The sequence below is a fragment of the Pisciglobus halotolerans genome, assembly GCF_900113675.1.
GTDB classification, from domain to species: domain Bacteria; phylum Bacillota; class Bacilli; order Lactobacillales; family Carnobacteriaceae; genus Pisciglobus; species Pisciglobus halotolerans.
In genome coordinates this window covers 15,037-34,401 of the sequence record NZ_FOQE01000023.1, presented here as the reverse complement: position 1 = coordinate 34,401, position 19,365 = coordinate 15,037, and the positions used below count along the sequence as shown (strand labels likewise).

The window sequence follows — 19,365 nt, the reverse complement described above, 5'->3', positions numbered from 1 at the left end:
TGTCATAAAAGCTGCTTTATAACGAACTCAAACTGATTTGCCCTCTTGAGTTTGTAATAAAAGCTAACTTATGACCAACTCAAATTGGTTTACCCCCTCGAGTAGGTAATAAAAGCTTGTTTATGACCAACTTAATCTGCATTTTTTGGAGACAACATCGTAAGGGAGATGCGTCCTTTATTCAAATCAACATCATCTACCCAGACTGTCACGATATCTCCGACAGCAACCACATCTGTAGGGTGTTTGACAAATTTGTTGCTGAGTTTTGAAATGTGCACGAGACCGTCTTGTTTAACGCCGATATCTACGAAAGCGCCAAAGTCGACCACATTCCGGACTGTCCCTTCCAACTCCATGCCGGGTTTCAAATCTTCCATTGTTAAAACATCCTTGCGCAACAACGGTGCCGGCATGTCATCGCGCAAGTCACGTCCTGGCTTCACTAATGCATCCAGAATATCCTGCAGCGTCTCTTTGCCTAATCCAGTTGCTTCTTCTAGCTCTTTCAAATGGCATTTGGCTAAAGCTTCTTTCGCTTTTTCCGTTCCTACATCTTCCAAAGTCAAGCCAGCGATGGCTAAAATTTGTTCTGCTTCGCCGTAAGATTCTGGGTGGATACCGGTATTATCTAGTACATTCTTGCCGCCGATGATCCGCAGAAAACCGATTGCTTGTTCATAAGCTTTTGGTCCTAAACGGGGTACTTTCTTCAATTGATTTCTCTTTTCAAAACGGCCATTTTCTTCACGGAAAACAACGACATTCTTAGCAGTTGTCCTGGTCAAACCGGCAATCCGCTGCAACAACGAAGCGCTCGCGGTATTCACATTGACACCTACTTGGTTGACGGCCGTTTCGACGACAAAATCTAATTGCTCTGCCAATTGCTTTTGCGAAACGTCGTGTTGGTATTGCCCTACACCAACAGCTTTGGGCTCGATTTTGACAAGCTCTGCCAAAGGATCTTGCAAACGGCGGCCAATACTGACAGCACTTCTTTGTTCAACTTGCAGATCAGGGAATTCATTTCGTGCTTCTTCGCTGGCCGAGTAAACAGAAGCACCTGCTTCATTCACGATCACATAAAAGACTTCTTGGTCCAGGTCGCGTAGATTTTCAACTACAAAGGTCTCTGATTCACGGCTAGCTGTTCCATTTCCGATGGCAACCATTTCCACGTCAAACTGTTTGATAATTTTTTTAAATTTGACAGCAGCTTCTTCTCGTTTAGCTGCACTTGCTGGTTTGTGCGGATAAATCACGTCAATGTCCAGCACTTTTCCGGTTGGATCCAATACAGCTAGCTTGCAACCAGTCCGATAAGCGGGATCTAGTCCTAAAACGATTTTTCCTTTTAACGGCGCTTGCAGCAACAGATTTCGCAAGTTTTCCCCAAAAATCGCAATCGCTTGTTCCTCAGCTTTTTCAGTCAGCTCTGAACGAATTTCACGTTCGATCGCCGGTCCGATGAAACGTTTGTAGCTGTCTTCGTAGGCGGCTTGAATATACGCCGCTGCAGGAGAAGTCAAGTCTTTCATCAATTGATTGATGAAGTACGTATCGATTTGCGTTTCATCTATTTCAACCGCCACTTTTAAAATATCTTCTTTTTCACCGCGGTTCATGGCTAAAATCCGATGTGAAACAACAGACTTGATGGGTTCGCTGTAATCATAGTACATTTCATAAACGCCTTTTTCATCCGCTTCTTCGTTTTTCGCAGTGGAAACGATCCGACCATGATTAAAAGTGTGATTTCTGATCCATTTGCGATAACTTGGCTCATCACTGATTGTTTCTGCCAAGATTTCGTGTGCTCCAGCTAAAGCCTCTTCCGCAGAAGCAACCTCTTTTTCTGCATCGATATACTGAGCAGCTTCTGCTTGGATATCTGCATGCGGAAAAGTCCACAACCACTCCGCAAAAGGTTCCAGTCCTTTTTCTTTTGCGATCGTCGCTTTGGTGCGGCGCTTTTGTTTATAAGGACGATACAAGTCTTCTACCAGTTGCATCTTGTCTGCTTTTTCAATTTCCCGTTTTAATTCAGGAGTCAATTTGCCTTGTTCATCGATGGTATGCAAAACATCTGCTTTTCGTTTTTCCAAATTTTCAATATACTGATGTCGTTCTTCGATTTCACGAATTTGAACTTCATCTAACGAGCCCGTCATTTCTTTTCGATAACGCGCAATAAACGGCACAGTATTCCCTTCACTCAACAAATTCAATACTGTCGTCAGTTGCTTTCTCGTATAGCCTTTCAATTCTTCGCCTAATAATGTCATGACATTCGTTTCGTTCATTTCAGTCACTGCTCTCTTCCTCTCTCAAACACGATCTTTCTTATTTTACCATACCTGCTAACAGGCGCCAAAAGTATTTAAATCGATAAACAGGAGCAAACCAAATAGGTACGCTCGCTTCATCCGGTACTACTCGCTCGAAGTCCAGATTGGTTCTCGACTTGGTCACAGGAGCTCAGTCTATGAACAAGTTACAGCTAATCTAGACTCGACTTGATCACAGAGGCTCAGTCTATGAACAAGTTAACCTATTTTTTAAAACAAAATTAGAAAGGAAAACAAAAGTGAGCTTTTGTTTTCCCTCCTCTTTGATCTATTGTGCTCCATTTTCCGGATCGTCTCTACCCCAGGAGCCTGGGCTGTGGACAAGTTCTAGTAAATCCGGAATCGATTTGTTTAAAAGTTCTCTTCATAGCCATTGGTCACAAAAAGAGACGCTGAACGATTAAAGATCAGCGCCTCTTTTTTAAATCTCGAAAGTCACCAAGGTGCGTTTGATTTCGGCTTCGATTTCGTTTTTATTTGACCAATGTTTTTTGTTTCCTAAACAAGCGCAAATGTACTGCGTTTGGTTATCTTGAAAAGTTTTGCGAAAATGGACGTGCCCCATAATACTATAAGCAATAGGATGGTTTTGATACAACGTTTCATAAGAACGACTGCCTAGAAAAGCATTGAAGTAATTATAGACGCGATTCGGCAACGGCACCACAAATTCCGGGTGGGTCACCACATGTGTCATTAAAATCACTTTCCGCTCCCCAATCTGCTGCAAATCTTTTTCAATCTTCCCCAACATCCAATCAGCTACCACTTGGTTCTTTTCATTCCAGTGCACATAGTATTTGTCATTCCAAGCACCGATACGATATTTCATGCGGTCAAAATCTGCTTTCGTGTACTGCTTTTGATCGGCATAGCCATAATCGTACCAGCCGGCATTACCTACTACCGCCCATTCATCGTTCAGCAAGAAAGGCCTTTCCAAAATACTTTCTTCCTGCTCTTTAAAATAGGTATAAATGCCTGCCGTATCCGTCTCGCCGTTTTTCCTTGACCAAAAGTCATGATTGCCTGGTACGAATAAAATCTTGCAGTTCGTTTGTTGTTTGACATTTTCGATGAAGGACTGGGACAAACGATAATCGCTACTGATATCGCCTGCTAGCAGCAGCACTTCAACGGCTTGCTGATTCAGCTGATCTGCTAAAGAACGCGAAAAATCTTTTTCGCGGCTCATCGCCTTTTGGTTGCTGTCGATATGCAGATCTGAAATGACACCTATTTTCATTCTTGAATCAATCCTTCTTTTATTAAATAATCATGCGCAACTGCTGCTTCTGAGCGGTCTTCTACATCCACTGCATAATTCATTTCGCGCATTTCTTTGTCGGTGATTTTATCGCCTAACTGATCTAGTATCGATTTTAACTCAGGATAAGTTTCCAAAGTTTCATTTTTTATTAATGCGGCGCCTTGATAAGGTGGGAACAATCCTTTATCATCTTCCAACTGGATCAAATGATAGGTTTCCATTTCGCTTTCTGTTGCATAAGCATCTACCAAGTTGATATCCCCTGATCCAACCGCTTGGTAGCGAATGCTTGGTTCCATCGTATTTAAATTCGTAAAATTCAATCCATATAACTTTTGCAGACCAGGATAACCATCATCACGATCCGTAAATTCTAGTGTAAAGCCAGCTTTTACCTGCTGTTGGATCGGAAGTAAGTCTGAAATGGTTTGAAGATCATATTGTTCTGCAAACGCAGGGGTGACAGCTAGTGTGTACGTGTTGTTAAAAGCCATCGGCTCAGTGAGGGTCATGTCATATTGTTCTTCTAGGCCTTTTCTAGCTTGCTCATAAACTTCTTTTTGATCTGTTGATGCAGCTGATTCATCTAAAAAAGTAGCCAATACTGTACCGGTGTATTCCGTATACAAATCGATCTCGCCTGATTGCAGTGCTTGAAAGTTGAACGTTGTTTTTCCAAGGTTTGGTTTCAACGCTACAGAAATGTCTGTCTGGTCTTCGATCAATTCTTTGTACATATTCATAATAATCGTTGGCTCGGCTCCTAATTTCCCGCCGATCGTGATCTCTTTTTGTTCATTTGAAAGCCAAGGAATCATGATCAGCAATACAATCAAGCCTAAACCGACAGAAATAACTGTCAGTGTTTTTCGCAAAGAGATTCTTTCCAACTTGCCCAGTAAAAAATCAAATGCGATCGCCAGCAATGCTGCTGGGATGGCCCCTAATAAAATCAGCGTATTGTTGCCTCGATCGATCCCTAAAAGAATCAAGTCCCCAAGACCTCCTGCTCCGATCAGGGCTGCGATCGTAGCAGTACCAACGATCAGAACCATAGCCGTTCGGATCCCTGCCATAATCACGGGCAGCGCCATCGGAAGCTGGACTTTGATCAGCTTGCGCCAAGTGTTCATCCCCATTGCATCCGCTGCCTCGATCAAAGAAGGATCGATGTCGACCATCCCCGTGTATGTATTGCGCAAAATGGGCAGCAAAGCATACAGTACTAACGCGATCGTCGCCGGCACACTACCAATACCAACGATCGGGATCAGCAATCCCAACAAAGCCAGTGAGGGGATCGTTTGGAAAACAGCGGCAACTTGAATAACAGGTGCAGCCGCTTTTCGATGATGACTCAAGTAAATAGCTAACGGCACTGCGATGACGACTGCAATCAACAAAGAAATGAAGGAAAGCTCAATGTGTTGGAGCAGTGCAGTCCATAGTTGCTCTTCTCGACCTTGGAAAGTCTCTAGCAATGTCTTCATGCTTGCTCCCGCCTTTCCTCGATTTCATTTGCCAAATAAGCCAGCAGCTGTTGATGTGAAACAGTCCCTAGGATCTCTCCGCCGTCACCTGCTAAACGGATCACCGGTGTTTCAGCTAATGCTGTGATAGCTTCATTGATCTCAGCAGAAAGTGGCAGCACTGGCCCTTCAGTTGCGGTGGCATCATGATTCAAGTAAGCAGCTTCTGTCAGATCACGAAGGGTCTTTTCCCGTCGCAGCTCAATGTTGCCCGATCTGAGGAAGTCACGCACAAAATCATTTTTCGGCTGCTGCACGATCTCATTCGGCGTACCGATCTGAACGATCTCTCCTTGATTGAAAATGCAGATCCGATCTCCCAGCATCAAGGCTTCACGCATGTCATGGGTAACAAAGACAAACGTTTTATTGAGTTTCTGTTTCATTTCCAATATATCCTGCTGCAAACTAGCGCGGCTGATAGGATCCAAAGCACTGAAAGGCTCATCCATCAATATGATCTCCGGATCAGCTGCCAATGCACGAACGATCCCAACACGCTGCTGTTCACCGCCAGACAGTTCTGATGGCATCCGATGACGGTATTTTTCCGGTTCTAATCCCACGCTGTCTAATAGTTCTGTTACACGTTCTTGCATCTTTTCCTTAGGCCACTTTTTCATCTCAGGTACGATCGTAATGTTTTCTTCGATCGTCATATGCGGAAACAACGCTATCTGCTGCAGCACATAGCCGATGTCCCAGCGCAATTCATTCAATGGATATTCGCTGATCATTTTACCGTTGATGCGTATGTAACCTGTAGTCAACGGGATCAAACGATTGATCATTTTCAGCGTTGTCGTTTTTCCGCTGCCGCTCGGACCGATCAAGACGAAAAACTCGTTGTCTTCGATCGTCAAATCAACATTAGAAACAACAGGTTTGCCTTCTAGATAAGCTTTCGACACATTCTCAAATTGAATCATATTTCCTCCTATACCGAAAGAAGCAAAGATTCCATTCTCTGCTCCTATTTCCATTCATTTTTACAATCCTGCTCCTTTTGGATTCTTTACTTGATAATTTGCTTTGATCCCTTTTTGATCAAAGACTACCCCATGAAGAACACCGCCATAAACAGCTCCGCCGTCAATTCCGATGAGGTGGTTCTTTTGCCAAATAGCTGTTGTTCGCCCATCACCATACAGCATCGGTGTGATCGTATGACCAAATACAATCGTCTTTCCGGTATGGTTTTGCTGATCATAAAAAACTTCACGAATCCAAACAAAGTCTTGTTCGGTCGACTGCTTCCAATCTTGTTTGGTCAAGTCTACTCCAGCATGCACAAAAAGATAAGATCCCCATTCGATGTAGCGTGGACGTTTCTTTAAAAAGTCTTCCAAAAACGGATAGCGGCTTTTCAACAAGTGACTGATCGCTGTCGCAGAATATTCTTTCAACACACCAGTATAAAGAAAAGATTCGATCGTCTCTTTTCCGCCATTCAGTAAATAAAGGCCTTGATTTTCTTCAGGCTCTTGCAGAAAACGCAGCAGCATTTCTTCATGATTGCCTCTTAAACAAACCGCGCCTTTTTCTTCAACCAATTCTTTTGCGAGTAGAAAACAAGATTTTGGATCTTCTCCTCGATCGCCCAAGTCCCCCATCAAGATCAGCTGCTGCGTTTCTTCATTCCAATGCGTCAGGATCTCTTTGAACATGCTATATTCTCCATGAACATCGCCTACTGCAAAAACTTCCGATTTCATGATGATCGCCTCGCTTTTTTTAGTATTAGGATATCAAAAATTTAAAGGAAGAATAATTCAGCTGCTTTCGGGCATCATTTTCTTTATTTTACGCCATCCCTTCTTTTTTCACAAATATGTTCGCCGCTGGACATACTTTATATCAAGTTATGGAAAAAGCATTTTTTTATGGTTCTTCCTCTTTTAATGTTGGTAAAGAAATTTCCTACAGTCGATGGGCTACTGAAATTTCTAGAAATAGGATTCTAACGAGCTTAGCATTAAAAAAATTGATTTTTACAGACCAACGTTAAATATTGTAGAACCTTTTTTATTTTTGTTGCCCATATATTTTTTCTTGTTTAAAGGTTTCTTTAATTTTGGTCAGTTTCATAGACGTTTAAAAAGAGGAGTCTTATAATAGAGAAGTGCCATGATTTTAAGGAATTGAAAGGAAGGAATCATATGAATTGGAAAAAAATACTGGGTATCTTAGTTGGCTTAGCTGCTATCGGTTACATTGGTTATGCCATCTTTTTTTCTGGAAAAGAAGAAAAAGAGATCACCGTTCGCGTGACAGAAGCAAAAGAAGATACGATTACCGAAACTGTTTCACTGAGTGGTTTAGTGGAACCTTCTGATACACAAAATGTCTTTGGTCAAGGAGTAGTAACGGATTTGCCGGTGAAAGTTGGCGATAAAATTGAAAAAGGCGATAAACTTGTCTCTTTCACCGACTTCTCTATCCCCGCTAAATTTGACGGAACCGTTACAGCGGTTAATGTAAAAGAAAATGAACCTGATACAAGTGCGCAAACAGGTACGCCTGCTGTGGTTTTGGCTGACTTAGATCAGCTGCAAGTCGGCGTTGATTTGACGAAAACAGATGCCCCTTTCATCAAAAAAGACCAAAAAGCTACTTTGACTAGCGGCAAGGATATTTATAAGGGTCGTGTCAGTGAAGTAGACCCAATGGCTACTGCGCAAACAGGTGCCACGGGAGAAACACGTGCATTGCATGCTGTTCTTACATTTGACAAAGAACCGGAAGACTTGATTGCCGGCTTTGATATTGATGTAGAGATCGCCACTGCTTCAGCTGAAAATGCGTTGACGATACCAGTAGAAGCTTTGGTGTATAACAGCGACAACAAACCGTTCGTCTATACAGTCAAAGACAATGTCGTCCACGTTACCCCTATTGAGATCGGATTGCAATCTGCCAATAAGATCGAGGTCAAAGATGGTTTATCAAAAGGTGAAACAGTGGTGCTATCGCCAGAAGATTCCCTCAAAGAAGATGTAACGGTCAAAACGGAAAAAGCAGAATAGGAGTGAGCATAGTTGATTGAAATAAAAGATATCACAAAAATCTATCGTACTGGCGGCGAACCGCTCGTAGCCTTAGATAAGATCTCTTTGAGCATTCAAGAAGGCGAGTTCACAGCGATCATGGGTCCCAGCGGATCAGGAAAATCAACGATGATGAACATTTTAGGCTTGCTCGACCGTTTTGATTCAGGCACTTATTACTTGAATGGTAAAGACGTCAGCCACTTATCTGACAATGAAGGGGCTCATGTCCGCAACAAAGAGATCGGCTTCGTGTTCCAGTCGTTCAACCTTATGCCGCGGATGACCATCTTAGAAAACGTGGAATTGCCGATGGTTTACGCAAATGTACCAAAAAAAGAACGAAATGAACGGGCCGTAAAAGCATTAGAACGTGTGGGTCTCGGCAATCGTGTGAAACATCGCCCAAATGAGATCTCCGGCGGACAAAAACAACGGGTCGCCATCGCACGTGCAATCGTGAATACACCTTCCGTTTTAATGGCTGATGAACCAACGGGAAATCTAGATTCTAAAACAACGTTAGACATTATGCGCATCTTCCAAGAATTAAATGCGGAAGGAACGACCGTCGTGATGGTTACGCACGAACCTGAAGTAGCTGAGTATACGAAACGAGTCGTGCTATTTAAAGACGGTGTCATTCGTGATGACTATCCGCAACAACAAAAGATTTTATAGAAAGGAGCCGCTAAAATGAATCTAAGAGAAAATTTTAAAATGGCGATCGATAGTGTATTGGCCAATAAGATGCGCTCCTTTTTGACCATGTTAGGTATTATCATTGGGATCGCTGCGGTTATTGCTATTCTCGGCATCGGGAACGGAGCAACTTCAGAGATCACCGGCACTTTCAATGATTTAGGTGCTTCGACGATTACGTTATCCGTTTCAAATGATGCAACGGATAGTGAGGCCATCACTGATGCAGACGTGACAGCTTTAAAAGAAAGCATCCCAGAAATCGAGCGCGTGTCAGCCAACAATACGACCAGCGCTTCGGTTCGTTCTGATTTTGATACAAGAGATGCTCTGCTCTCCTATGGCATGCCCGACTTGCAATACATCAACCAAACGATGGACAGCACGATCGTCTATGGTCGCTACTTTAATCAAAGTGATTATTTGGACAGTAAAGATGTCACAGTTATCAGCGAAGATACAGCAGCAGCGTTATTTAATGGTCAAACAGATGTAGTAGGTGAACAGCTGAAAATCTCAGATAATGCTGGGAACCAATCGGATTTGACCGTAATCGGTGTCGTTAAGGGAACGTTTCAAGATCTGCAAGGCTCATTTGACTTAAGCCAAATGCCGGTTTATGCAGCTGTTCCTTTGACCACTATGGAAAAAATGAACCCAACGATCAAAGGAATCAACAGTTTGACGATCCAAGTCGACAGCAAAGATGCGATCGAATCCGTCTCTAAACAAGCTGTAAGAATCTTAGAAACGCGTCATGATGCTGTTGGTGAAGACTGGTATTCTGCAACCAACTTCTTACAAGCGTTAGATCAGGTAGATAATGTGATGAGTTTGTTCATTAACTTCATTGCTGCTGTAGCTGCGATCGCACTGCTGGTCGGCGGTATCGGTGTAATGAATATCATGCTCGTCTCGGTAACAGAACGAACCAGAGAAATCGGAACAAGAAAAGCTTTAGGGGCCACTACAGGAACGATCCTCGCTCAATTTTTAATGGAATCTGTCATCCTGTGCTTGATCGGCGGTATCATCGGCCTTGTTTTAGGAATCTTCTTAGCTTCCGTTGTTTCTAATGCACTCGATATCGTGCCGAACATTACGATTGGCTCAGTCCTGCTCGTTTTGTTCTTTTCTAGTGCTGTTGGTATCTTCTTCGGTATTTATCCTGCCCGCAAAGCTGCGCGATTAGATCCAATTGAAGCTCTGCGCTATGAATAATCACCTAGACAGTAACGCAAATAACGGAGTCAAAGAGCCCACTACAACGAACACTCTTTAGAAAGCAGCCTTCTCTTTCTATGTTCAGTACAGATTGATGAGCTTTTAGACATATACTCGCAAAGAATGTTTAGCAGCATCAGTTGAATGCTATTGTGTTGCGAATCGTTCATAGATCAGGCTGCTGTGATCAAGTTCAGAGCGGAAAGCCTGCAACTCATTCACAGACTAGACTCCTGTGATCAAGTTCAGAACGGAAATCCTGCAACTCGTTCACAGACTAGGCTCCTGTGATCAAGTTCAGAGCGGAAATCCTGCAACTCGTTCACAGGCTAGGCTCCTGTGATCAAGTTGGGAACGGAAATCCTGCAACTCGTTCACAGACTAGGCTCCTGTGATCAAGTTCAGAGCGGAAATCCTGCAACTCGTTCACAAGATAGAATGCCATGCAGTTTTGCAGCACATCTATCTCGCATGATAGGAAGAAAGCCAAAAGACTTTTAAGGATGCAAAGCCACGCTTCGCTCGCTTTGCATCTTTTCGCTAAGATCTGTGCTATCAATCCAGCACCATGAGCGAATCAAACTTTGTACGTAGTCCCTTACAGTTTATTGTGTTCGTTGTAGTGGTAATGGCTGCTGATTAAGAGACAGCCATTCTAAAAAAAAGACAAAATGACGCTATTTCCCTCAAAAAAGGAAAATAGCGTCATTTTTTTAATTTACTTAAATATCTGCTTCAATCATTGCATTTTCATCGTTCAATATATCTTGATCAAAATGTTTGATTGTTTTAGATGAAATCACACCAGCAATAATGCTGTCATTAACATTCAAGAATGTCCGTGCCATGTCGATGATCGGTTCAACAGAAATAACCAACCCAACGATCGATACTGGCAATCCTAATGAACCTAATACGATCAAGGCAGCAAACGTAGCACCGCCACCTACACCGGCAACACCGAATGAACTGATCGTCACAACCGCCATGATCGTCAAGATATAAGCTGGACTACTGACATCCATCCCCATTGTTGGTGCAACGATAGCTGCCAACATAGCAGGATAAATGCCTGCACATCCGTTTTGTCCGATCGACAAACCAAATGTTCCGGCAAAGTTTGCGGAAGCGTGGTCAACCCCTAATGCTTTTGTTTGTGTTTCAATGTTCAACGGCAATGCACCTGCACTTGAACGAGAGGTGAAAGCGAAACTTAATACAGGCCAGGCTTTTTTCAAATACGTTACTGGATTAACTTTAAACCCAGATATAATCAATAGGTGAATCACGAACATCACGGCCATCGCTGTATAAGAAGCAATCACAAAAACACCTAAGTTGATGAGCGCTTTGAAATCACTCGTAGCTAGCGCTTTTGTCATCAAAGCAAAAATTCCGTATGGTGACAAACGCAAAACCAATGTCACTATACGCATCACAATTTCATAAAGACTGTCGATCATTTTTTTAAAGAAATCAGCTTGTTCTGGATGTTTACGTGCAACACCTAGATAAGCCACACCCACAAATGCGGAAAAGATCACGACTGCGATCGTACTCGTGTCGCGTGTATTAGCTAAATCCGCAAACACATTTTTTGGAATAAAGTTTGTTATTTGTTCTGGAAGAGATAAATCTTCAACTAGTGCTTGTCGCTCAGATAATTCTTCGATCCGCTGTGTTTCTACTGCTCCTTGAACGAATTCGGCACCATCTAAATGAAAGACGTGTACACTCATGATCCCGATAAAGGCAGCGATCGCTGTTGTTCCCAACAAAGTGATCAAGACCGTAGAACTGATTTTTCCGAGGTTTTTCGTTCCTTCGACTTTCGTAAATGCCCCTATGATCGAAACAAAGATCAGCGGCATGATCAACATTTGCAGAAAACCGATATATCCGTTTCCAACAATATTGATCCATTCAATCGAACCGGTTGTGATCGCTCCTTGAGCTCCAAACAGCAGCTGCAGCGCACCCCCAAAGACAATACCGGCACCTAACCCGGCAAAAACACGATTAGAAAATTTGACGTGTTTCTTTTGCATTTGCCATAAGCCAAATAAAACAGCTGCAAACAAAAGCAGGACAACAATAATAGAAAATGTAGTCATGTCGACTCCCCTTTAATGTCTTTCCAATTTTGGAAAGATAATGTGTCAAAAGGTTAAAGGCCCTCGATAAGAAATTTTTCCGAAATGCTTATCCAATATCGCAATGCGCAATAAAGTGACTCTTAAATAGTAAAGGTTTTTATAAAAAATTTCAATTACCAAATGGTCAAATTATACATCTATTTTCATACCCAAGGAATTTAAGCGCTACCTTACTTTATCAAGCTTTTTAACTGAATGGATAAAAACAATTTCGTTTCTGACAAAAAAATAGAGAGGCGAATTTTTACCTTTCGCACTCTCTAGTATGATAAAGAAATATTATATAAAGGCTAAAATCAGAAAATTCAAGATGAATAATCCGGTCGAGACCCACAGAATCGGATTGATTTCTTTGACTTTACCTTTGATGGTTTTGATCAAAACATAGAAGATAAAACCAGCAGCGATCCCGTAAGAAATACTGTAAGCAAATCCCATAAAAATTGAAGCAAAGAAAGCAGGAATAGCTTCTTCCATATCATTCCACTCGATTTCAAGAAGAGAAGACATCATCATAATCCCTACAACGATCAAAACAGGAGCAGTTGCTTGGGACGGTACGATCGCAATGATTGGTGAAAATAAAGACATCAGTAAAAATAAAATGGCTACTGTCACACTTGTTAGTCCTGTTCTTCCGCCAGCACCGATACCTGCCGCACTTTCTACGTAAGTTGTTGTGTTTGAAGTTCCAAAAACTGCGCCGACTGAAGTAGCTACAGCATCCGCAAACAGCGCTTTGTCCATTTTTGTTTTAAAACCTGTGCTATCATCCAAAGCTTTTTCATCTTCTTCACTAAAAATACCTGTACGACGGCCGGTTCCGATAAATGTCCCGATCGTATCAAATATATCGGTCAAACTGAAAGCAAAAATCGTCATGATCACTAAAGGTAGCTTGGAAGCATCACTGAACAAGGAAAGCATTCCCTCTTTTCCAAGAGCAGCGCCAAACGTAATACCTAATTCAGAAAAAGCATTTCCAAGAGAATTACTCGATTGAGAAAGAGCCAATAAATCTACGATCCCCATTGGAATACCTAGATGGGTCGTTGCAAGGATCCCAATTAAAATCGCACCTCTTACATTTAACACCACTAGAATAATCGTAATGAACAATCCTGCCAATGCTAACAAAGCTCCAGGATTGGTAAAGTTGACTAAAGCTGGAACAATTCCGCCGCCAGATACAACATTTGTTACTCCCCCTTGATAAGTGGTTGCAGCTGCATCATAAGCTGAGTTATTGATAGACAAGATACTGTCGGCTTCCGAAGTAAATTGAATAAATCCTGCATTTTTTATCCCAATGTAAGCGACAAACACACCGATTCCGCCGCCGATTGCTTGTTGCAGCGTATCAGGAATGGAGCGAATGATCATTTTCCGAATCTTGGTAGCTGTGATCAAGATATTGAATAATCCGCAAAGAAAAACCATTGCCAGTGCTTCTTGCCAAGTAAAACCTAGTCCAAAGACAACCGTGTATGTAAAGAAAGCATTTAAACCTAACCCCGGTGCTTGTGCATAAGGAACATTTGCAAATAGTCCCATGATCAAAGTTCCTACAGCTGAAGCAATCAATGTTGATAGAAAAACTGCTTGTGACGGCATGCCCGTCAATGAAAGAACAGCAGGGTTTACAAAAATAACATAGGACATGGCAAAGAAAGTCGTAATGCCAGCCATCACTTCTGTTGAAACTGTCGTGTTGTTTTCTTTTAACTTAAAGAAATTTTCCATTTTTTCTCTATACCTTCCCTTTTTTCAATTCTAAAAGAAAAAAATAAAGAACAAGCTCACCTCGTTCTACGATCAGAGAAATAAAGCGCTCATATCATTTCGATCGATGAATGATTGGTTAGCTAATTCTTGTTTTCTGCCTTTTTCATCTTCATTATAGGAGTCCTATCACAAAAACACAACGTTTATTCGTATAATAATAAAATACTTTATACGATTGTTCGTTTTTAAAACGGATTCAAACGAAAAAACAGCGTCTAAAACTTACAGAACGCAAAAAATGGAATAGAGAGAATCTCCATTCCATTTTTGGTTCTTCCTCTTTTAACGTTGGTAAAGAAATTTCCTACGGTTGATGGGCTGCTGATGGAAAGCCATGAGAACACATTGAGCCAAAAATCACGTCTCAATCTCAATGCTTGCAAGCTTCAAACTTAGTGTAACGGCTAAAGCCTAACACTAAGTGATTCACGTTGCATCTTTTTTCATGGCTATCAGTAGCCCTATGCGCCTCCTGAAATTTCTAGAAATAGGTTTCTAACGAGCTTAGCATTAAAAAATTGATTTTTTACAGACCAACGTTAAATATTGTAGAACCCCATTTTTAAGAATAGTTATATGTTTTGATGCGCGCTACGCTGCTCTCTTCAACAACTTCCTGTTTTTGCTGTGACTCTTTCGGGCTTTGTCCACATCCTTTTAGTTGAGCTGTGCGAGGTAGAGTCTCGGGTAAAACTCAAAAGTCGCTCGCATGCGCGGGATGCTCTGCGGCGCACTTTTTCATTTTCCTGTCGCCTCTTTCGACCTCGCTCCACATCCTAGTAGTTGAGTTGCGCTCCCCAGAGATCTCCGCCTAACTTGTAACATCCGCACAACCGCTTCGCTGGGTTGCTTGCGTTGTTCCTTCGTTAGTGCTCGTTCTCTATCGGGGTCGCTCCACATCCTAGTAGTTGAGTTGCGCTCCCCAGAGATCTCCGCCTAACTTGTAACATCCGCACAACCGCTTCGCTGGGTTGCTTGCGTTGTTCCTTCGTTAGTGCTCGTTCTCTATCGGGGTCGCTCCACATCCTTTCCTATCGCATTGTTACGAATTCTTCGGCTCCGGTTGGGTGGATGGCAACTGTGTCGTCGAAGTCGGCTTTTGTTGCGCCCATTTTGATGGCTACGGCGAAGCCTTGGATCATTTCGTCTACGCCGTGTCCTAGTCCATGCAAGCCGACGATTTTTTCTTCTGGTCCAAAGCAGACGAGTTTCATGTATGATTTTTGTCTGTTCGGCGTGATCGAGCTGTGCATGGAAGTGAAGACGCTCTTATAGACCTTGATGTTTTCTCTTCCATATGTTTCTTCCGCAAGTTTTTCAGTCATTCCGACTGTTCCAATTGGTGGATGGCTAAAAATCACAGAAGGAATATTGTCATAATCTAGTCGTTCGTTAGGTTTGTTGTTGAAGAGTCGTTCTGATAAACGGCGGCCGGCAGCAATTGCTACAGGTGTCAGTTCGATATGCCCGGTAACGTCACCAATTGCATAGATATTTTTTGCAGTTGTATTTTGATATTCATCAACAGTGATAAAGCCGCCGGGGTTGATTTCAACATCGGTAGCTTCCAAGTTTAAATTCTCTGTGTTTGGCACACGTCCGATTGCCCAAATAATGGCATCTGTAGTGTGAGAAGTGCCATTTTCAAAGAACAGCGTCAAACTGCCATCTGCATTCTTTTTAACTTCTTTTGGAACGGAATAAGTGTGCAGTTCAGGTCCTTCCCGCTTCATGGTTTCAACTAATCCTTCATACAACATAACATCGAAGTTGCGCAAAGGTGCTTGGTGGCGTACAAATAAGTGCGTTTCTGCTCCTAAACCGTGCAATACACCAGCTAACTCTACCGCAATATAACCAGCCCCTACTACCGCTACTCGTTCAGGTAATGCTTCTAAAGCAAAAAAGCCGTTGGAATCCATACCATATTCTTCTCCTGGAATGCCTGGCCATTTTGGTCGACCACCTGTAGCGATCAGAATGTGATCAGCTGTATATTGTTCTCCATCGACTTCAACAGTATGATTATCTACAAAAGTCGCATGACCGCGGATCAAGTCAACATGATTGCTGTCTAAGCCTTTTTGGTAACTGCCGTGAAGACGTTCGATAAAAGTTTCTCTATTATCCACTAGTTTTTTAAAATTCAATTGCTTAGAAGCAATATCAATCCCGTAACCTTCCGCATACAAACGCATATCATCCAGCATCTGTGCCCCATGCCACATGATTTTTTTCGGCACACAACCTACATTCACACACGTTCCGCCGATTTTATTAGCCTCGATCAATGCCCCTTTAGCACCATGCATCCCTGCGCGATTAATAGATGCGATTCCGCCACTTCCGCCGCCAATTGCAATATAATCATACTTCTTCATTTCTTTTGCTCCTTTGTTTACCATTTTCATTTTTTATTCTTCACTTGCAACTGTTTCATCTGCAAAGTGGTCCAGTTGATAAAAGTGATAGTACTCACCCAGCTCATAGCGATACTGCTCTTTTTCATTCCACGGTTTGTGCTTGCCACAGTAATGAATAAAAACGACTTCTCGCTCGACCCATTCTTTATTATACTCCTTTAGATTGATCGTATTCAAAATAGAATAATAACGCGGGTCAAGATTATACAACCGCCAATCTTCTTCTAAGATCTCATTCCAGTAAATCTGGTTAAAAATATCTTGATCCGGCAGTAACAACAATTTTGTGTTCATGATCAGCGATAAAATTTCTTCTTCTTTTTTGCTTTCACGGATCCTGTCTACATTCATCAGCAGCACACCGGTATTGAAGTAATCTTTAGACTCCTTTGTTTTTAAGCGAATGTTATTGATTGGCTGGATCCATTTGGTAATGTAATCATGGGCAGTTGCAATGAAAGCATTCCCTTTAAAATCCTGGTGATAGAAATCGTCAAAAGGATTCAAATTGATAATATCTGGATCTAAATATAAAATTCGGTCTACCTCTTTAGGCAGGATAAATGGAGCCAACAATCGATAGTACATTTCGATTGAATAATACCGATTGACAGAAACTTTTGCTTCAAACATTCCTTCGCAATCGATGTCATGGAGTACATGCCCGTTTTCTGTGATGAATGCATCCAGTTCTGCCATTTTTATTTCATTGATCTTTTGGTGCATGAAATAAATATCAAATTTGGCTTGGTGATTTGATTGAAAAACGGAATTCAACATCGTTTTTAACGGTGGTAAATACTGTTCATTACAAGTAACAAGCAGGTTCATATCCCAAACATCCTTTATCTATTTTTGGCCGGCAAGTTTTTCTATGCTGAAAAGCACAGATCACGCACACTTGTCCACCTATCTCATTTTTATAAAGAGAAATTTTTTTCCACATCCATTCTAACACAATTTAAGCCATCAAAAAATGAAGTTGTTTGTTCAACATTTCATGCTGGTGGTATAGGAGGCTTTACAGTCAGCTAATAGCCTTATCTCTGCCTGCTGCACCACGCAAATATTTTCTCATCCTGAATATTTGAAGATATGTGGTTCACCTTATGAATCAGTCACTTGTTTGGCCCATTTGCTCTTACTATTATAATGAATATTTTCTTGAAAACAGACTTCACTTTCTGTATTCGGTATAGACGGATGAGTGTTTAGCCAAATGACAGCAAGCTATGTTTAGCAGCATCAGTTGAATGCTATTGTGCTGCAACTCGTTCACAGATTGGGCTGCTGTGATCAAGTATAGAGCAGAAAATCTTCAACTCGTTCACAGACCAAGCTGCTGTGATCAAGTTCAGAGTATAAAACCTTCAACTCGTTCACAGATCAAGCTGCTGTGATCAAGTTCAGGGCACAAAACCTGCAACTCGTTCACAGACCAAGCTGCTGTGATCAAGTTCAGAGCATAAAACCCGGCAAGCAACTTGTTTACAGGATCAGCGACCAATCATTTTTACAGCAAATCGATCCCATCGTAATAGAAAAAGAGCTAAAAGGACTTTACTTGTCCACTCAAAAATCGTTTCATTCTTTTCGTTTTAGATGAAGCAGGCTGTTATTTAAGTTATACTAGAAGTGAACTTATCGAAAAGGAGAGAACCTCATGAAGAAAGATGCTTCTTTTTATTGGACTTTATTTCTTTCCACGTTCACGCTTAGCGCTTTTACATTTGGCGGTGGTTATGTCATCGTGCCGTTGATGCAGAAACGTTTTGTCAGAGAACTGAAATGGATTGATGAAGAAGAAATGCTGGACCTTGTAGCCATTGCGCAATCTGCACCAGGGCCCATCGCGGTCAACAGTTCGATTATTGTCGGCTATCGAATGGCTGGTATCCTCGGAGCGATAGTATCGATCATCGGAACTGTCTTGCCGCCGCTATTGATCACTACATTGATCTCCTATTTTTATGTCGCCTTTAGAGAAAATCCGATCGTCAGCGCGCTCTTACTGGGGATGCAAGCTGGTGTAGCTGCGGTGATCATTAATGTGATCTACGATATGGCCTCTAAGATCATTCTTCAAAAAGAATGGATTCCTATCGTGATGATGATTTTAGCTTTTGCAGCAACCCTTTTCTTTGACGTCAATATTTTGATCGTATTGGCTGTCTGCGGGATAGTGGGGATTTTGAATCATCAAGAAAAAAAAGATGAGACAGAAGGAGGACCTGAAGTTTGATTTACTTACAGTTATTTTGGAGTTTTTTTCAAGTCGGTCTTTTTAGTTTTGGAGGCGGTTATGCTGCTTTGCCTTTGATCCAGCAACAGGTGATCGAAAATAATCATTGGCTTTCCAGTACGGAATTTATTGATATCATCACCATTTCGCAAATGACACCTGGCCCGATCGCTATTAATGCTTCCACCTTTGTCGGAACAAAAGTCGCAGGCCTCCCAGGATCTATTATTGCTACGATTGGTTGTGTCACGCCTTCTTGTATCATTGTACTGCTCTTAGCACGATTGTATTATAAATATCGGAACCTCTCTATTGTTCAAGGCATGATCATAGGTCTACGCCCCGCAGTTGTCGCACTGATTGGTTCAGCTGGACTCAGCATCTTTTTAACCGCTTTATTTAACAAAGAAGAATTTCCGGTTTCATTAAGTGATTTAAATTGGATTTCCGTCATCATTTTCGCGATTTGTTTCCTGATCCTGCGCAAAACAAAATTTGGACCGATCCAAGTGATGATCGCTTCAGGAATAGCTGGAATTGCCATCTATTATATCTTTTAGTACTGATTTTCTATTGAACAATAGAATCCACCACCGCTTGTTTTTTAAACATACTAAATACCCCTTATTGAAAGCT

The 19,365-nt window shown here is 41.9% G+C and carries 14 protein-coding genes; 5 read left to right on the top strand and 9 right to left on the bottom strand.

Annotation, left to right across the window (positions count from 1 at the left end):
- Nucleotides 1-131: 131 nt before the first annotated feature.
- From BM057_RS08055 to BM057_RS08035, 5 genes are all read right to left on the bottom strand, one after another.
- Nucleotides 132-2,315: a Tex family protein gene (locus BM057_RS08055; protein ID WP_092092798.1), complete on the bottom strand. Its 2,184-nt coding sequence runs from the start codon at nt 2,313-2,315 to the stop codon at nt 132-134.
- Nucleotides 2,316-2,772: 457 nt separating this feature from the next.
- Nucleotides 2,773-3,597, bottom strand: coding sequence for a metallophosphoesterase (locus BM057_RS08050; RefSeq protein ID WP_092092795.1), 825 nt, complete (start codon nt 3,595-3,597; stop codon nt 2,773-2,775).
- Entirely contained in the window at nt 3,594-5,111 is a 1,518-nt protein-coding gene (locus BM057_RS08045; RefSeq protein WP_047390594.1) for an ABC transporter permease/substrate-binding protein, read from the bottom strand. Before BM057_RS08045 ends, BM057_RS08050 begins: the two co-directional genes overlap by 4 nt.
- Nucleotides 5,108-6,079, bottom strand: coding sequence for an ABC transporter ATP-binding protein (locus tag BM057_RS08040; RefSeq protein WP_047390623.1), 972 nt, complete (start codon nt 6,077-6,079; stop codon nt 5,108-5,110). Before BM057_RS08040 ends, BM057_RS08045 begins: the two co-directional genes overlap by 4 nt.
- Nucleotides 6,080-6,139: 60 nt before the next feature.
- Entirely contained in the window at nt 6,140-6,865 is a 726-nt protein-coding gene (locus BM057_RS08035; protein ID WP_092092792.1) for a metallophosphoesterase, read from the bottom strand.
- 444 nt (nt 6,866-7,309) lie between these two features.
- On the opposite strand from BM057_RS08035, the gene BM057_RS08030 reads away from it, so the two are divergent.
- From BM057_RS08030 to BM057_RS08020, 3 genes are read left to right on the top strand one after another with little or no spacing between them, the layout of a single operon-like run.
- Complete coding sequence (locus BM057_RS08030) at nt 7,310-8,176, top strand: efflux RND transporter periplasmic adaptor subunit (protein ID WP_092092788.1); 867 nt, start codon at nt 7,310-7,312, stop codon at nt 8,174-8,176.
- 12 nt (nt 8,177-8,188) lie between these two features.
- Nucleotides 8,189-8,878, top strand: coding sequence for an ABC transporter ATP-binding protein (locus tag BM057_RS08025; RefSeq protein ID WP_092092785.1), 690 nt, complete (start codon nt 8,189-8,191; stop codon nt 8,876-8,878).
- 15 nt (nt 8,879-8,893) lie between these two features.
- Nucleotides 8,894-10,120: an ABC transporter permease gene (locus tag BM057_RS08020; RefSeq protein ID WP_092092782.1), complete on the top strand. Its 1,227-nt coding sequence runs from the start codon at nt 8,894-8,896 to the stop codon at nt 10,118-10,120.
- A 725-nt stretch (nt 10,121-10,845) separates the two neighbouring features.
- Here the strand turns inward: BM057_RS08020 and BM057_RS08015 are convergent.
- The 4 genes from BM057_RS08015 to BM057_RS08000 form a co-directional block, all read right to left on the bottom strand.
- Nucleotides 10,846-12,237 carry an L-cystine transporter gene (locus tag BM057_RS08015; protein WP_092092780.1) on the bottom strand — a complete coding sequence of 464 codons (1,392 nt, stop codon included), beginning with the start codon at nt 12,235-12,237 and terminating at the stop codon, nt 10,846-10,848.
- Nucleotides 12,238-12,558: 321 nt separating this feature from the next.
- Nucleotides 12,559-14,022: an NCS2 family permease gene (locus tag BM057_RS08010; protein ID WP_092092777.1), complete on the bottom strand. Its 1,464-nt coding sequence runs from the start codon at nt 14,020-14,022 to the stop codon at nt 12,559-12,561.
- Between the two features lie 1,073 nt (nt 14,023-15,095).
- Nucleotides 15,096-16,445 carry a glutathione-disulfide reductase gene (gene gor / locus BM057_RS08005; protein WP_092092808.1) on the bottom strand — a complete coding sequence of 450 codons (1,350 nt, stop codon included), beginning with the start codon at nt 16,443-16,445 and terminating at the stop codon, nt 15,096-15,098.
- Nucleotides 16,446-16,478: 33 nt separating this feature from the next.
- The gene (locus tag BM057_RS08000) at nt 16,479-17,318 is read right to left on the bottom strand and encodes a glycosyltransferase family 8 protein (protein WP_092092774.1); all 840 of its coding nucleotides are present in this window, start codon (nt 17,316-17,318) and stop codon (nt 16,479-16,481) included.
- 832 nt (nt 17,319-18,150) lie between these two features.
- Here BM057_RS08000 and BM057_RS07995 point away from each other — a divergent pair.
- Together BM057_RS07995 and BM057_RS07990 are read left to right on the top strand one after the other, a co-directional pair.
- Entirely contained in the window at nt 18,151-18,729 is a 579-nt protein-coding gene (locus BM057_RS07995) for a chromate transporter (RefSeq protein ID WP_092092771.1), read from the top strand.
- A complete protein-coding gene (locus BM057_RS07990; protein WP_092092769.1) occupies nt 18,726-19,289 on the top strand; it encodes a chromate transporter in 564 nt (187 codons plus the stop codon). The genes BM057_RS07995 and BM057_RS07990 overlap by 4 nt, the downstream gene beginning before the upstream one ends.
- The last annotated feature ends 76 nt before the right edge of the window (nt 19,290-19,365 follow it).

What these genes read in the sequence shown, in the direction of transcription:
- BM057_RS08010 (WP_092092777.1), bottom strand. Translation starts at nt 14,022, where the DNA reads ATGGAAAATTTCTTTAAGTTAAAAGAAAACAACACGACAGTTTCAACA.
- BM057_RS08015 (WP_092092780.1), bottom strand. Translation starts at nt 12,237, where the DNA reads ATGACTACATTTTCTATTATTGTTGTCCTGCTTTTGTTTGCAGCTGTT.
- gor (WP_092092808.1), bottom strand. Translation starts at nt 16,445, where the DNA reads ATGAAGAAGTATGATTATATTGCAATTGGCGGCGGAAGTGGCGGAATC.
- BM057_RS08000 (WP_092092774.1), bottom strand. Translation starts at nt 17,318, where the DNA reads ATGAACCTGCTTGTTACTTGTAATGAACAGTATTTACCACCGTTAAAA.
- BM057_RS08020 (WP_092092782.1), top strand. Translation starts at nt 8,894, where the DNA reads ATGAATCTAAGAGAAAATTTTAAAATGGCGATCGATAGTGTATTGGCC.
- BM057_RS07995 (WP_092092771.1), top strand. Translation starts at nt 18,151, where the DNA reads ATGAAGAAAGATGCTTCTTTTTATTGGACTTTATTTCTTTCCACGTTC.
- BM057_RS08050 (WP_092092795.1), bottom strand. Translation starts at nt 3,597, where the DNA reads ATGAAAATAGGTGTCATTTCAGATCTGCATATCGACAGCAACCAAAAG.
- BM057_RS08035 (WP_092092792.1), bottom strand. Translation starts at nt 6,865, where the DNA reads ATGAAATCGGAAGTTTTTGCAGTAGGCGATGTTCATGGAGAATATAGC.
- BM057_RS08030 (WP_092092788.1), top strand. Translation starts at nt 7,310, where the DNA reads ATGAATTGGAAAAAAATACTGGGTATCTTAGTTGGCTTAGCTGCTATC.
- BM057_RS08045 (WP_047390594.1), bottom strand. Translation starts at nt 5,111, where the DNA reads ATGAAGACATTGCTAGAGACTTTCCAAGGTCGAGAAGAGCAACTATGG.
- BM057_RS08040 (WP_047390623.1), bottom strand. Translation starts at nt 6,079, where the DNA reads ATGATTCAATTTGAGAATGTGTCGAAAGCTTATCTAGAAGGCAAACCT.